The sequence below is a fragment of the Thiocystis minor genome (genome assembly GCF_016653465.1).
Taxonomy (GTDB): domain Bacteria; phylum Pseudomonadota; class Gammaproteobacteria; order Chromatiales; family Chromatiaceae; genus Chromatium; species Chromatium minus.
The window spans coordinates 153189-168294 of sequence record NZ_NHSQ01000070.1 but is presented as its reverse complement, the minus strand read 5'-3'; the positions used below and the strand labels follow the sequence as shown (position 1 = coordinate 168294).

Here is a 15106-nt window from a genome sequence, read left to right as displayed (position 1 = left end):
GGTTGGGCTGCGTCGGCGGCGCGGGTGCGCTTGGCGGCGAGACGGACGGAATCGTCATTCGGGGGCTGGTCGGCGGTGGCGCGGGCTCCGGCAACCTTTCCGGCGGGACAGAGCGGGGCGGTTCCCGCGCTTGATCCGGCGGCCGCTTGACGGGTTCCGCACCGGCTAGAGTCGACGCGCTCGGCGGTTCCGACGGTTGGGTTGCCGCGCTCTCCCGGAGGATCGGATGCGCGCGTTCGGCGGGAGGTGGCGCTGCCGGTTCGGCCGGGGCGACGATGGGTGAGGGCATCTCTGACGCAACAATCGGTTCGGCCAGCGTCGGCGCGGTCTCCGGGCGTGACTCGGGCAGTGGTTCAAGGCTGTCCGCGTACTCGCTCCGCATCGTCATTCGGGAAGACTCCTCGGACTCAAGCCTTGGCTCGACCGGAGTCCGCGCGGGCTCGCTGTCCGATTCGACCGACTCAGCCGGCGTGTCGGGTGCCTTGTCGGCTTGGCTCGTAACCGCAACCGCGGAGTTCGCTTCCGGGGTCTCCGCCGCGTCCGCCCACGGTTTGCTCCGAGGCGTGGGTTGAGGCAGCGTTTCCACGCTCGGGCGGATCACTCTTGGGGCAGGGACGGGCCGGGGCTCATGGGAAAAGAACACAACGCCGATCGCCAGCAGGCAAGTGAAGGCAGCGCCAGCCAATAAGCGCCCCCGAAAACCCTTGGCAATCTCCAATGACTGGATGAGCCAGGACCAGACTGCCGGCCCGATCCAGGTCGGTGCAGCGCTCTCTCGTTGCGCATGGGCGCCGGCGGTCGGATTGGCGGCGGCGGCGCTGCGGCTCGGCCATCCATTGGTGCCCTGTCGATGGGCATCGAAAGCGAGATTGATGCGCTCGGTGCGATGCGTCGCCCAGGCGACTCGTGTCGGATGTCGATCGGGATGGTAGACCTGGATCAAGCGCCGATAACGCTGCTTGGCCAGGGTCGGATCGGCATCTGGGGGAAGGCCCAGCGTGCGCGGCGAGGGCCGGTCGGAATCGGCAAAGAGCCACTGGTCGAGTAGCTCATAGGCGCGTGCGGCAGCCTGCCGCCGACTGAGACCGGCCTGGCGGATCGCGTTGCCCACCGCGGTTGCGCGGGGATTGTCCGGGTTGCTCAGCCACAGCAGGAGCGCATCGAGGTGTGATTCAAGCGTTGTCGTCAGCCGTCCAGCCGCTAAAGCGCGTGCGAGCTGGTGCGTCCAGTGCGAGGTTATCGAGGACAATGGCTAGGCGGCGCGTCGGGCGAAGCGAACGTTAAAGACAAGCGCGTCCTCTTGCAGGGTGCGTGGTGAAGGCAGTTGTTCGATCATCAAGGTTTGAGACTTACACTCAACCGATTCTTTGCTTGTCTCCTGAGTTCTGATTGGCTTTAAGCTATGCTTCATCAAGTACAGCCAGCGTCGCCGGAAGCTCATGTCTATGACCTTGCGTCAATATCTCCGCCATCCCTCCGACGTTCCCCTCGCCTATCATCTTGGGGAGGTGGTGACCGACCGCAGCCATTATCTTCGCAATATTGGCGCCGGCGGGCTGTGCTTCTCGTCGCGCATCGCCATTTCGCCAGGCGCCCATATTCATATCGAGATTCCGATTGCCGAACCCGTCTTCAAGGCCGACGGGGTCGTCGTCTGGTGCGAACCATCCGAGGAAAACTTCGAGGTCGGTGTCCGTTTCGATGGAGTGGATGCCGAATACGGACTCCGGATGGTCGAGCAAGTCTGTCAGATCGAACATTACCGTCATGAGATTTTCAAGTCGGAGGGTCGTATCCTGAGCAGCGAGGAGGCTGCACTGGAGTGGATCAAGAAATATGCCGCGCGCTTTCCGCAGTGATCGGCAACGCCGTCTCCGACGTCTCCGATTTTGATTTCAGCATCGCGACCGAGCGGCCGCGATCAGGTCACCACATCCGGCTCGCTGCGCCCCGTCCGCGACTCGATTTGCCCCAGTTCGCGGGCGATCAGGATCAGCGGCGCCATCGCCTCCTGAGTGTCGCGGTGATGACGGGTCGGGTCCGGCTCGTAGAATTCGAGATAGACCCGCAGGGTTGCGCCCTCGGTGCCGGTGCCGGAGAGCCGGAAGACGATGCGCGCGCCGCTCTCGAAACCGATCCGGATACCCTGCTTTTTGGAAACGCTGCCGTCGATGGGGTCGGTATAGGCGAAATCGTCAGCGTAGCTAACGATCTGATCGCCAAGCTGTCTGCCGGGCAGCTCGGGCAACAGAATCCGCAGATGGTCCATCAGCCCCTCGGCGCCGGCGAGATCCACGCCCTCGTAGTCGTGACGGGTGTAGTAATTGCGCCCGAAACGGCGCCAGTGATCGCTGACGATGTCGGCCACCGACTGCTGACGCATGGCGAGCAGATTGAGCCAGAAGAGCACCGCCCAGAGGCCGTCCTTTTCGCGGACATGATCCGAGCCGGTGCCGAAACTTTCCTCGCCGCAGAGCGTGATGCGCCCGGCGTCGAGCAGATTGCCGAAGAATTTCCAGCCGGTCGGGGTCTCGAAGCATTCCACGCCCATCTGCTCGGCGACGCGGTCGGCGGCCTGGCTGGTCGGCATGGAGCGGGCAATGCCACGAATGCCGGTCTTATAGCCCGGCGTGAGGTGCGCGTTGGCGGCCAGCACCGCGAGACTGTCGCTCGGGGTGACGAAAAAATTCTTGCCGAGGATCATGTTGCGGTCGCCGTCGCCATCGGAGGCGGCGCCGAAGTCGAGTCCGTCGGAGCCTTCGGTCAAGGCGACCAGTTCCTTGGCATGGGCCAGATTCGGATCCGGATGTCCGCCGCCGAAGTCTTCCCTGGCCACGGCGTTCATCACGGTGCCGGGCGCCGCGCCGAGCCGGTTTTCCAGGATGGCGACGGCATAGGGGCCAGTGACGGCGTGCATGGCGTCGAAGCGCATCCGAAACAGGCCGGAGTTGAACAACTGATGGATGGCGTTGAAATCGAACAGCGATTCCATCAGCGCGGCATAGTCGCTGACGGGGTCCATGACCACCACCTCCATCTCGCCCAGCGCAAAGGTTCCGTCCCGATCCAGATCGATCGCCGGGCAGTCGAGCGTCCGGTAACGCTCGATGGTCTGGGTGCGCTCGAAGATGGCGTTGGTGACGGCTTCGGAGGCCGGTCCGCCATTGGCGACGTTGAACTTGATGCCGAAGTCCTCGTCCGGACCGCCGGGATTGTGGCTCGCCGAGAGCACGATACCGCCCTGGGTCTTGTACTTGCGGATCACGCAGGAAACGGCGGGGGTCGAAAAGATGCCGCCGCGTCCGACCAGCGTCTTGCGCACGCCATTCGCCGCCGCCATGCGCAGGATGACCTGGATCGCCTCGCGGTTATAAAAACGTCCATCGCCGCCGACCGCCAGCACGCCGCCGTTCAGCGCGGGCTGGGTGTCGAAGATCGCCTGGACGAAATTCTCCAGGTAATGCGGCTGCTGGAAGACCTTGACCTTCTTGCGCAGGCCGGAGGTTCCGGGGCGTTGCCCGTCGAAAGGCGTGGTGGCGACGATCTGTGGTTCCATCTTCAAACCCTTGATGAGTGATCGGATTGCCTACACTGAGCGAGACAGCGCGGGCGTCGTGAAGCGGCAATGCGCGACGAACAAGTCAGACATTGTATCCCCCGGAGCCCATGCGACAATAAGCGGATTGGCCACGAAGACAACTTCGCGCCAAATCTTCGGGCGGTTTCCGCCAAACCATCGCAATCGAAACAGAAGGTAGCAACACAACATGATCGTCGAAGCGCATAAGGAAACATTGGAATTCAAGGCCGAGGTCAGCCAGGTGCTGGATCTCGTGATCCGATCCCTGTATTCGAACAAGGAAATCTTTCTGCGCGAGTTGGTCTCGAATGCCTCCGACGCCGCCGAGAAGCTTCGCTTCGAGGCGTTGAGCGATGACGGGCTCTACGAGGGCGATACCGAACTGCGCATCCGGGTCGAAATGGACAAGGACGCCGGTACCCTTACCATCTCGGACAATGGTATCGGACTGGGCCGCGTGGAGGTGATGGAGACCATCGGCAGTATCGCCAGCTCCGGCACCCGTCGCTTCATCGAGAGCATGTCCGGCGATCAGGCCAAGGACAGCAAGCTGATCGGCCAGTTCGGTGTCGGCTTCTATTCCGCCTATATCGTCGCCGACAAGGTGACGCTGATCTCGCGGCGGGCGGGCGTCGCCGCCGAGCATGGCGTGCGTTGGGAGTCAGACGGACGCGGCAGCTACACGCTCGAAACGGTGGAGAAGGCCACGCGGGGCACGGATGTCATCCTGCATCTGAAGGAAGAGGAAAAGGAGTTTCTGGATAGCTGGCGTCTGCGTTCGATCATCGGCAAGTTCTCCGATCACATCGCCCTGCCAGTGGAGATGCGCAAGGAATTCTATGGCGAGGAGGCCGAGAAGAAAAAGGACGAGCCGCCAGAATACGAACAGGTCAACCGCGGCACGGCGCTCTGGATGCGCAACAAGTCGGAGGTGACCGAAGAGGAATATCACGACTTCTACAAGCACGTTTCACATGACTTCGAGCCGCCGCTGGCCTATGCCCACAATCGGGTCGAGGGCACCAACGAGTATACGGCGCTGCTGTACCTGCCGAAAAAGGCGCCCTGGGATCTTTGGGACCGCGACCAGAAGCACGGCGTCAAGCTCTATGTGAAGCGCGTCTTCATCATGGACGAGGCCGACAAGCTGATGCCGCACTATCTGCGCTTCGTCAAGGGCGTGGTGGATTCGGATGATCTGCCGCTGAATGTCTCGCGCGAGATCCTCCAGCACAACCGCAAGATCGACACCATCCGTCAGGCCAATACCAAGCGCGTACTGGGTCTGCTGGAGACCATGGCGACCGAGGACGCGGAAAAATACGGCGCATTCTGGGACGAGTTCGGACGCGTCATCAAAGAAGGCCCGGCCGAGGATTTCGCCAACAAGGAGCGTCTGGCCGGACTGATGCGCTTCGCCAGCACCCACCGCGACGATGACGCCCAGCGCGAATCGCTCGACGCCTATATCGAGCGCATGAAGGACGGTCAGGACAAGATTTACTACATCACCGCCGACAGCGCGCCCGCCGCCCGCCACAGCCCGCATCTGGAAGTCTTCCGCAAGAAGGGCGTCGAGGTGCTGCTGCTGTCCGATCGGGTCGACGAATGGCTGGTCAGCCATCTGACCGAGTACAAGGAAAAGCATTTCCAGTCAGTGACCAAGGGCGACCTGGACCTCGGCGAACTGGCGGACAAGGAAGAGAAGGAAGCCAAGGAAAAGGCCGCCGCCGAGCATGGCACTTTGCTTGAGCGTCTCAAGACGGCGCTCGGCGAGCGGATCGAGGCGGTCCGTCCCAGCACCCGCCTGGTCGATTCGCCGGCCTGTCTGGTGGTCGGCGAGCATGATATGAGCGCCAACCTGGCGCGCGTCCTCAAGGCGGTCGGTCAGAACGCGCCCGAAAGCAAGCCGACGCTGGAGGTGAATCTTGATCACCCGCTGGTCAAGCGGTTGGAGTCTGAGAGCGACGAGGCCCGGTTTGCGGACCTTGGTCTGATCCTGTTCGATCAGGCGCAATTGGCCGAGGGCGGCCAGCTCGACGATCCGGCCGCGTTTGTCGGACGGCTGAACAGCTTGATGATGAAGATGATGATGGCGGGCGGCTGAGACACCTTGCCGTTCGGGCAATGTCCGGAACGTCCACCCGTTGGAGCGGGTTTCCAGCCCGCTCCGCGTCTCGGCGATCGAGACAGGTCGATCCGTGACGAGTAGTCGCGCCAGCAAACCCGTGGCACACTCCGACCACCGATCCTTTCTAACCAATGAGGAAACATATCGCATGCGCATCATTCTGCTCGGCGGCCCCGGTGCCGGCAAAGGCACACAGGCCGGGTTCATCAAGTCACACTTCAACATTCCGCAGATTTCGACCGGCGACATGCTCCGGGCGCACGTGAAGGAGGGCACCGAGCTTGGTAAGGCGGCCAAGAAGATCATGGACGAGGGCGGTCTGGTCTCCGACGACATCATCCTGGGCATGGTCAAGCAGCGCATCACCGACGACGATTGTGCGACCGGCTATCTGTTCGACGGCTTTCCGCGAACCTTGCCCCAGGCGGATGCGCTGAAGGAAGCGGGCGTCTTCGTCGACGCGGTGGTCGAAATCGATGTGCCGGACGAGGAAATCATTCGCCGGATGTCCGGGCGCCGGGTGCACCTTTCCTCCGGACGGACCTACCATGTCGTCTTCAATCCGCCACGCCAAGAGGGCCTGGACGATGAGACGGGCGAACCCTTGATTCAGCGCGAGGACGATCGGGAAGAAACCGTCAAGGCACGCCTGAAAGTCTACCATGATCAGACCGAACCGCTGATCGACTACTATTCCTCATGGGCCAGCCGGGGCGGCGAGGGCGCTCCGAAGTATATCAAGGTGCATGGAATCGGCACTGTCGAGGAGATTCGCGAAGGGATCCTCGGGCAACTCGATGCCGTTTAAACCGCGTTCGGCATGATCGGCGGCGTAGGTGCAACCTGTCCATGCGCCGCCTCTCCGTGGATGGAGTGTTTTCAGAGAATCACCTGAAACAGCGTTTCATTGACGGTTGCAGGCGGCCGCAGACTGGCGCCGGTCCGCCCGGCGCGCACCGCGCCGGGCGCGGTTGACGGCGGATCGGTCATGGAAAAACGCAGGGAGCACCCCATTCTGTTAAGATGTCCGCCATCTTTTTTTACGGGAAACGCCCATGGCCGTCGTTGAACTCGCAACATCCAACTTTGAACAGACCATCCAGGACAACGACTTTGTGATCGTTGATTTCTGGGCGCCCTGGTGCGGACCCTGTCGTTCGTTCGCGCCGGTTTACGAGAAGGTTTCGCAAGATTTCGACGAGGTGATCTTCGCCAAGGTCAATACGGAAGAGCATCAGGAGATTGCGGCGCACTTTCAGATCCGATCCATTCCGACCCTGATGATCTTTCGTGAGCAAGTCATTATCTTCTCCCAGGCTGGCGCCTTGCCGGAGGGATCGTTCCGCGATCTTCTCGCAAAGGCCGGAGAACTCGACATGGTCGACGTGAAACGCCAGATTGCCGAACAAGCCGCCAATCAAGCCTAGTCGCGCGGTTTCGCGATCGGATGTTCACTAGTGCAACTGTGCGAAAGTCCCAAGACCGTCTCAGGTCGTTGTCGTTGTCGTTGTCGTGATCGCGGTCTCGACATGGCGAATATTCGATGACGACAACGACAACGACAACGACAACGAGGAGGCCCCGGTCTCGGAACTTGAACAGCGAAGCACTCGATGCCGCGGTGAGTGACGTCGTCAGATCCGCTGCGGATCCGGCGACGTCGCAGCGAGTGCCTTGAATCCAGATATGCAGAATTCCTCTCACCTCTGGCCCGCGGCTTGCCTGCTCTCGGGGCGTCCGAATGTGGGCGCGCTGATGAGTTTGTGCGAGGAGAACCACGGCCGGTTGCTGCGTCTGGCTCCGAGGCTTCGAGATGCTACGGGGCGACTCACTTCGCGTCGTTCCGGTGGTGTCGATCTGCTCCTTGAGGTCGAGGAGCAGGCTCCTTACACGACGCAACTGCGCCTGACCCACGTTTTTCATCTCCCCGGCTCCACGGATCCACGCCCCGATCCCAACGCACGTCTGCGGGTCTACCACGATGCACGGCAGGTCGAGATCCTTGATTTGCGTCAATCGGTGTTGCCGCTGCGGGGCGGCTATCAGCATCCCGCGCTAGCGGACAAGTGGCAGGCAAACCTTTTTCTCGCAAAATGGCTGACGTTTTGCCTTCGCCAGGGACATTGCTTTCAGCATGGCGGGGTTGCTGTGCCACCTCTGGGATTTGTCGAGTCCACGCCTTTCTGCACCTGATAACCGTTCGGCATGCCATGCGTTGCGGGCGCCTACGAACTCCCCTGTGAAATCCACAAGCGCCGTCTTGAAATGGCGAAAATGTTGACTAATTTAGTCGATAAGACAAGGCGTTTGACACGCCAACCGACTCGACCAACATAGATACGCTACAGGCACCCGAATTATGAGACTCTCGACGAAAGGCCGATATGCGGTGACTGCCATGCTTGAGCTTGCGCTGCATTCAGGCAAAGGTCCGGTGACATTGGCGGACATCTCCGTAAGCCAGGGGATTTCTCTTTCGTACCTCGAACAATTGTTTGCGGCCTTGCGCGCGAAAAAACTCGTGCGCGGCGTCCGCGGGCCGGGCGGGGGATACTATCTCGGGAAAACGGCGGGGGAGATTACGGTTGCCAACATTATCTGCGCCGTGGACGAATGGGTCGAATTCACTCGCTGTGGAGGGCGGGAAAATTGTCACGATGGACAACGCTGCCTAACACATCATCTGTGGGATCAGCTGAGCGATGAGATCTTTCGTTTCCTGGACGCGATCACGCTCCAGGATCTGATTGATCGTGGTCAACGGCAAGTTCCAGTCCCCTCAAAGACCGGTCCGGATTCCGATCTGGAGCAGGATAGAAAGCGTCGGGCGGCTTAAATGCCCGTGATGGCTTGGCCAATCCAGTGACGAGCCGGGTTCCGCAAAAGGACATCGACCGCGGAAATGCATTCGTGAAAAGGTCAAGCTGAAAACATCTCCCCAGCGGTGTTATGCTTGCTCGCTTATCCGCATGTCGCGGTCATCCCCGCGACACCCCTTTTCTGGTCAAGGACCAACCTCGTCGATATTCGCTATGGCAGAACAGCCGGACGGTTTGATCACGATACAAGACTTCGTGCGCTGGGGCGCGAGCCGATTTAACGCGGCAGGTCTTTTTTTTGGGCACGGCACCGACAATGCCATCGATGAAGCCGCGCAATTGGTGCTGAGCGGTCTGCATCTGGAACCTGGACTGCCCACGGGCTTTTACGATTGCCGCTTGACCCCAGTCGAACGGGTGCTGGTGTGCGATCTGATCGAGCGACGTGTCGTCGAGCGGGTTCCCGCCGCCTACCTGACTGGGCGCGCCTGGTTCGCCGGGCTGGAATTCTCGGTGAATCCGCATGTGCTGGTGCCCCGCTCACCGATCGCTGAGCTGGTCGAGGCCGGTTTCGATCCCTGGATCGATAGCGAACGGGTTGGCCGCGTCCTGGATCTCTGTACCGGCAGTGGCTGTATCGGAATCGCGGCGGCGACCTATCTCCCGGATGCGGATGTGGATTTGGTGGATATTTCGCCGGAGGCATTAGCGGTTGCTCGCCGCAATGTCGAGCGTTCTGGCATCGGGGAGCGGATTCGGGTGTTGGAATCCGATCTGTTCGCTGCACTGGCGGGTAGTCAGTACGATGTCATCGTCTCCAATCCCCCTTATGTCTCGCGACTCGAATTTGCGGGACTCCCTGCCGAATATCACAATGAGCCGGAATTGGGGCTGCTGGGCGGCGAGGATGGGCTCGACCTTGTGATCCGCATCCTCAGCGACGCCGCCCGGTATCTGACCGAGGGCGGTATCCTGATCGTCGAGGTAGGCAATTCGGCTCCGGCACTTGAACGTCGCCTGCCGGACGTCCCTTTCACCTGGCTCGAATTCGAGCGTGGCGGGGAGGGCGTGTTTCTGCTGCCGCGCGAACAGCTTGTCGAGTACCAGTCGCAATTCGAGGAGGCATTCATTACATGAGCCTGAGACGCGCGCGGAGCGTCGACGAGTATGTCGAGTGGGTGCGTCAGGCCGTCTTCGAGGTGGACGATCTGCGCGACTGTCTGGAATACGAAAACGAGGATCTAGCGACCTTTCCCGCCTTTCTCGACCCGCTCGAAGCCGGCATCAAGGCCATTTACGCTGCCATGAAGGACGGAAGTTACGCCTTTGGACGCGAGGATCTGCCGTTCATGGATCTGGCCGGCAAGTACGCGGAAGAGATTCCATTCCATACCCTGCTCAAACAGATCAACGAGACCCATCGTCGCGGGATCGAGGTGGGCGGGGATGATGCCTGAACAGGCTTTACGATCAATGTCGTTCGGGGGCCAGACGCGCGCCCCGCGGCTGGAGGATTGAACGGTGGAGCAAGGTGTTTCCTTTGATCTTGAGTTGATTCGTCGCTACGACCAGAGCGGTCCGCGTTATACCTCGTACCCGACTGCGGTGGAGTTTGCCGAGTCTTTTGGCGAGGCGGCCTACCAGGCGGCCTGCGCGCGCAGTAACGAGAGCGGACGCCCGCTCTCGCTCTATTTCCACATCCCTTTTTGCGACACGGTCTGCTTCTATTGCGCCTGCAACAAGATCGCGACCAAGGACCGCTCGCTGGCACCGCCCTATCTGGAGCGTGTCTATCGTGAGCTGGAGATGCAGTCCGCGCTGTTCGATCGCGCGCGTCAGGTGGAGCAGTTGCACTGGGGCGGCGGCACGCCGACCTTCCTCAGCCACGATCAGATGACCGAGCTGATGGACGTGACGCGCCGTCACTTCACGTTGGCCGGCGATGACGTGGGCGAATATTCCATCGAGATCGATCCGCGCGAGGCCGATGCCGCCACGGTGAAACTGTTGCGTCGCATCGGTTTCAATCGCATGAGTCTGGGCGTGCAGGACTTCGATCCCCGAGTGCAGGCGGCGGTTAATCGGATCCAAACCGAAGCCGAGACGATGACGGTGCTGGAGGCGGCGATCGCCGAAGGCTTCCGGTCGACCAGCATCGATCTGATCTATGGCCTGCCGTTCCAGACCGTCGAGAGCTTCTCGAAGACCCTGGAGCGCATCATCGCGGTCAATCCGCAGCGTCTGTCGATCTTCAACTACGCCCATCTGCCGGAGCGTTTCAAACCGCAGCGCCGCATCAAGGACGACGATCTGCCCGCGCCCGAGGTCAAGCTGGACATTCTCCAGTCCACCATCGCGCGGCTGACCGAAGCGGGCTATGTCTATATCGGCATGGATCATTTCGCGCGCCCCGACGACGAACTGGCGCTGGCACAGCAGGCGGGGACGCTCTATCGCAACTTCCAGGGCTATTCGACCCATGCCGATTGCGACCTGATCGGGATCGGGGTGACCTCGATCGGCAAGGTCGACAACACCTACGGGCAGAACCGCCGCGAACTTGAAGAGTATTACGCCGACATCGACGCCGGGCATCTGTCCGTGTTCCGCGGGATCGAACTGAACCGCGACGATCTGATCCGGCGCGACATGATCACCAAGCTGATCTGTCACTTCCAATTGGACATCCGTGCCGCCGAGGCCGCGTGGGAGATCCGGTTCGCTGACTATTTCGCCGATGCGCTGGCGAAACTCCAGGGCATGGTCGAGGATGGCCTGGTTGAGATCAGTGCCGAGCAGATCCGCATCCTGCCGCGCGGGCGCCTGCTGGTGCGCAACATCTGCATGGCCTTCGATGCCTATCTGGCGACCAAGACGGGGCCGATCGGTTTCTCCAGAGTGATCTGATGGCGCTTGGAGCCTTGATCGCCCGCGGGCTATACTGGACGGCTTTAACGGTGCGGGCGAGTTGTCCGTGTCAGAATTCAGCAAGGTACGGACCGGAGCTTCGGCCGGTGTCCACGGGAGAGAATGAATGCAAGTTTCGGTGGAAGCGGGCGAGGGGCTCGAACGACGGATGAAGATCGACCTGCCTTTCGAGCAGGTCGAGGTTGAAGTCGACAAGCGTTTGCAGAAGCTGGCGCGGACGGTTCGGCTGCCTGGCTTCCGTCCGGGCAAGGTGCCGATGAAGGTGCTGCGGCAGCGCTTTGCGGGTCAGGTGCATCAGGAAGTCTTCGGCGAGATGGTGCAGTCCAGTTACGAGGATGCGCTGACTCAGGCGTCCCTGCGTCCCGCCGGGATGCCGCGGATCGAGCCGGAGATCGATCTGGACGAAAAACGCTTGAGCTATACGGCGGTCTTCGAGGTGATGCCCGAGTTCGAACTCGCGTCCCTGGCGGGCAAGAGCCTGAAGCGCCCTGTGTGCGAACTGACGGACGCCGATCTGGACGCGATGCTCGAACGGCTGCGCATTCAGCGCAAGACCTGGACGCCGGTCGAGCGCCCCTGTCAGAGCGGCGATCAGGTCACCCTGTCCTTTACCGGCACCGTGGACGGCGAAGCCTTCGAGGGCGGATCCACGACCGGCTTGACCATCGAGCTTGGCGCCAGTCGGATGATTCCAGGCTTCGAGGAGGCGCTGATCGGCGCAAGCGTCGGCGAGCAGCGCACGCTTGACCTGACCTTCCCCGAGGACTATCAGGCCGCCCACTTGGCCGGCAAGCCGGTCCGCTTCGAGGTCACCCTGGATGCCGTGACCGAACCCACCTTGCCGGCTGTCGACGCCGAGTTCGCGAAGGCGTTCGGTGTCGAGGACGGCGATCTGGACCGCTTTTTGGCCGACGTGCGCGCCAATATGGAACGTGAATTGAAAGAGCGGCTCAATGCCCGCATCAAGGAACGGGTCATGGATCTGCTGGTCGAGGCCAATCCGCTCGATCTGCCCAGCGCGCTGGTCGAGAACGAGATGAACGCCATGGCCGGGAAGATGGCCCAGTCGCTCGGAGGCGCGAAGCTGAATCTGCCGCCTTCGCTGTTCGAAGCGGGTGCGCGCCGGCGTGTGGCGCTGGGGTTGATTCTCGGCAAGATCGTCAATGAACACAGTCTCAAGGTCGATGCTGGGCGGGTCCGAGGCGTTATCGAGCAGATGGCATCCACCTACGATCAGCCGCAGGCGGTGGTCGACTACTATTACAGCGATCGCGAACGTCTCGGTGCGGTCGAGGTGGTCGTCCTTGAGGATCAAATCGTCGAGCTGACGATGGAACAGCTCACGGTCGAAGACGAGACCGTCGATTTCGCGGAATTGACGAACCCGACGCAGGAACTCTGATCGTCACGCCTCGCGTGCGGGTTGAGCGAGCGTCACCGAGCGTTTCGTTGTGCCCGCAATCATTTAGTTACAGGTGAAGACCACTATCATGACCAATCCTCAGAGCCGTACCGACTGGCAGCCCCAAGGGCTCGGGCTGGTACCGATCGTCGTCGAGCAGACCGCGCGCGGCGAGCGTTCGTTCGACATCTATTCCCGACTCTTGAAAGAGCGCGTTATCTTTCTGGTCGGTCAGGTGGAGGACCACATGTCGAATCTGGTGGTCGCGCAGCTCCTGTTCCTGGAGTCCGAGAATCCGGATAAGGATATCCACCTCTATATCAATTCCCCCGGCGGCTCGGTGACGGCCGGTCTCGCCATCTATGACACCATGCGCTTCGTCCGCCCCGATGTCAGCACTATGTGTATCGGGCAGGCCGCGAGCATGGGCGCGCTCCTGCTCGCTGGCGGGGCGAAGGGCAAGCGCTATTGTCTGCCGCACTCGCGCATGATGATCCATCAGCCCCTGGGCGGTTTCCAGGGACAGGCAACCGATATCGATATCCATGCCCGCGAAATCCTCTATATCCGGGATAGACTTAACGAGATCCTGGCCGAGCATACGGGACAGCCGATCGAAAAAATTGCCGAGGACACCGAGCGCGACCGATTCATGAGCGGAGAAGTGGCCCAGGAATACGGATTGATCGATAAGGTCATCAACGAGCGTGGACCAGCGCCGGTCAAAGCCTGACTCGAGCTTTTTTGACGACAGCATGCTTGGCGCCCCCTCCGGGCGCGCCGAGTGCGCGACTTTGTGACGCGCAACAAAGCGTTCATCAACGAACTTGCCATATAAGTCCAAATGGTTATGATTGAAAAGGCATCGATCGGGACTGCTGGTATTGCGTCCTCAAACGACCCACTGGAGACCCATCCTCGATGAGTGGAAACAATCACGGCAAGAGCGACGAAGGCAAACTGCTTTACTGTTCGTTCTGCGGCAAGAGCCAGCATGAAGTCCGCAAACTCATCGCCGGACCTTCCGTGTTCATCTGCGACGAATGCGTTGAACTCTGTAACGACATCATCCGCGAGGAGATGCAGGAAAACGTTGGCGAAACCACCAGCCACCTTCCTAAGCCGCGCGAGATCAAGGCGCGTCTGGACGAGTTCGTGATCGGGCAGGAGAAGGCCAAAAAGGTTCTCTCCGTCGCGGTCTATAACCACTACAAGCGTCTTGAGGTGGCCGAGGCCAAGGAAGACATCGAGATTGCCAAGAGCAATATCATGCTGATCGGGCCGACCGGCTCGGGCAAGACCCTGCTCGCCGAGACCCTGGCCCGCCTGCTCAATGTGCCCTTCACCATCGCCGATGCGACCACCCTGACCGAGGCGGGCTATGTCGGCGAGGATGTCGAGAACATCATCCAGAAGCTGCTGCAAAAGTGCGACTACGATGTCGAGAAGGCGCAGACCGGGATCGTCTATATCGACGAGATCGACAAGATTTCGCGTAAGTCGGATAACCCCTCGATTACCCGTGACGTGTCGGGCGAGGGTGTCCAGCAGGCGCTGCTAAAATTGATCGAGGGTACCGTCGCCTCGGTGCCGCCGCAGGGCGGACGCAAGCACCCGCAGCAGGAATTTCTCCAGGTCGATACCTCCAATATCCTCTTCATCGTGGGCGGCGCCTTCGCCGGGCTCGACAAGGTCATCCAGAACCGTTCGCGCAAGACGGGCATCGGCTTCTCGGCCGAGGTCCACAGCAAGGACGACAGCCGTCAGATCGGCGAACTCCTGAGCGCCGTGGAGCCCGAGGATCTCATTCGCTACGGGCTGATTCCGGAATTCGTCGGCCGTCTGCCCGTCATGGCGACGCTCGAAGAGCTTGACGAACCGGCGCTGATGCGGATTCTGACCGAGCCAAAGCATGCCTTGGTCAAACAATACGCGCGATTGTTCGAGATGGAAGGCGTCGTCATGGAACTCCGCGACGACGCGTTGGGCGGGATCGCGCGCAAGGCCATGGAGCGCAAGACCGGCGCCCGCGGTTTGCGGACCATCATGGAGCAGGTGTTGCTTGACATAATGTATGACCTTCCCTCCATGGATCATGTGATCAAGGTGGTGATCGACGCCTCCGTGATCGCCGGCGATAACAAGCCTTTCCTCATCTATGAAGGCGTCGAGAAGCAGGTCGCCGTGGCGGATTGAGTTCCGAGACCGAGGCATCCTCGTTGTCGTTGTCGTTGTCGTTGTCGTTG

14 protein-coding genes are annotated in these 15106 nt (G+C 61.0%); 12 read left to right on the top strand and 2 right to left on the bottom strand.

Annotation, left to right across the window (positions count from 1 at the left end):
- The coding region (locus tag CCR95_RS09400) for a J domain-containing protein (RefSeq protein ID WP_476718523.1) at positions 1 to 1249 on the bottom strand (1249 nt) is incomplete at its 3' end.
- Positions 1250 to 1445: 196 nt separating this feature from the next.
- Between CCR95_RS09400 and CCR95_RS09395 the strand changes: the two genes are divergently transcribed.
- Positions 1446 to 1859 (top strand): PilZ domain-containing protein, encoded by a 414-nt coding sequence (locus tag CCR95_RS09395; protein ID WP_201093774.1) that lies wholly within the window; start codon positions 1446 to 1448, stop codon positions 1857 to 1859.
- Positions 1860 to 1921: 62 nt separating this feature from the next.
- Here the strand turns inward: CCR95_RS09395 and CCR95_RS09390 are convergent, their stop codons facing one another.
- A complete protein-coding gene (locus tag CCR95_RS09390) occupies positions 1922 to 3556 on the bottom strand; it encodes an alpha-D-glucose phosphate-specific phosphoglucomutase (RefSeq protein WP_201093773.1) in 1635 nt (544 codons plus the stop codon).
- Between the two features lie 211 nt (positions 3557 to 3767).
- Between CCR95_RS09390 and htpG the strand changes: the two genes are divergently transcribed.
- The 11 genes from htpG (at position 3768) to clpX (ending at position 15056) form a co-directional block, all read left to right on the top strand.
- Positions 3768 to 5687, top strand: coding sequence for a molecular chaperone HtpG (htpG, locus tag CCR95_RS09385; RefSeq protein ID WP_201093772.1), 1920 nt, complete (start codon positions 3768 to 3770; stop codon positions 5685 to 5687).
- A gap of 172 nt (positions 5688 to 5859) precedes the next feature.
- The gene (adk, locus tag CCR95_RS09380) at positions 5860 to 6519 is read left to right on the top strand and encodes an adenylate kinase (RefSeq protein WP_201093771.1); all 660 of its coding nucleotides are present in this window, start codon (positions 5860 to 5862) and stop codon (positions 6517 to 6519) included.
- 247 nt (positions 6520 to 6766) lie between these two features.
- Complete coding sequence (gene trxA, locus CCR95_RS09375; RefSeq protein WP_201093770.1) at positions 6767 to 7138, top strand: thioredoxin; 372 nt, start codon at positions 6767 to 6769, stop codon at positions 7136 to 7138.
- Between the two features lie 259 nt (positions 7139 to 7397).
- Positions 7398 to 7904 carry a DUF1249 domain-containing protein gene (locus CCR95_RS09370; protein WP_242523147.1) on the top strand — a complete coding sequence of 169 codons (507 nt, stop codon included), beginning with the start codon at positions 7398 to 7400 and terminating at the stop codon, positions 7902 to 7904.
- A 166-nt stretch (positions 7905 to 8070) separates the two neighbouring features.
- On the top strand, positions 8071 to 8547 hold the full coding sequence (locus CCR95_RS09365; protein ID WP_201093769.1) for an Rrf2 family transcriptional regulator: 477 nt from the start codon (positions 8071 to 8073) through the stop codon (positions 8545 to 8547).
- Positions 8548 to 8743: 196 nt separating this feature from the next.
- Entirely contained in the window at positions 8744 to 9667 is a 924-nt protein-coding gene (gene prmB, locus CCR95_RS09360) for a 50S ribosomal protein L3 N(5)-glutamine methyltransferase (protein WP_201093767.1), read from the top strand.
- On the top strand, positions 9664 to 9987 hold the full coding sequence (locus tag CCR95_RS09355) for a general secretion pathway protein GspF (protein ID WP_201093765.1): 324 nt from the start codon (positions 9664 to 9666) through the stop codon (positions 9985 to 9987). The genes prmB and CCR95_RS09355 overlap by 4 nt, the downstream gene beginning before the upstream one ends.
- Positions 9988 to 10051: 64 nt before the next feature.
- A complete protein-coding gene (gene hemN / locus CCR95_RS09350) occupies positions 10052 to 11437 on the top strand; it encodes an oxygen-independent coproporphyrinogen III oxidase (protein ID WP_201093763.1) in 1386 nt (461 codons plus the stop codon).
- Positions 11438 to 11564: 127 nt separating this feature from the next.
- Entirely contained in the window at positions 11565 to 12860 is a 1296-nt protein-coding gene (gene tig / locus CCR95_RS09345; protein ID WP_201093761.1) for a trigger factor, read from the top strand.
- Between the two features lie 88 nt (positions 12861 to 12948).
- A complete protein-coding gene (gene clpP / locus CCR95_RS09340; protein ID WP_201093760.1) occupies positions 12949 to 13593 on the top strand; it encodes an ATP-dependent Clp endopeptidase proteolytic subunit ClpP in 645 nt (214 codons plus the stop codon).
- 188 nt (positions 13594 to 13781) lie between these two features.
- Positions 13782 to 15056 carry an ATP-dependent Clp protease ATP-binding subunit ClpX gene (gene clpX, locus CCR95_RS09335; protein ID WP_201093759.1) on the top strand — a complete coding sequence of 425 codons (1275 nt, stop codon included), beginning with the start codon at positions 13782 to 13784 and terminating at the stop codon, positions 15054 to 15056.
- The last annotated feature ends 50 nt before the right edge of the window (positions 15057 to 15106 follow it).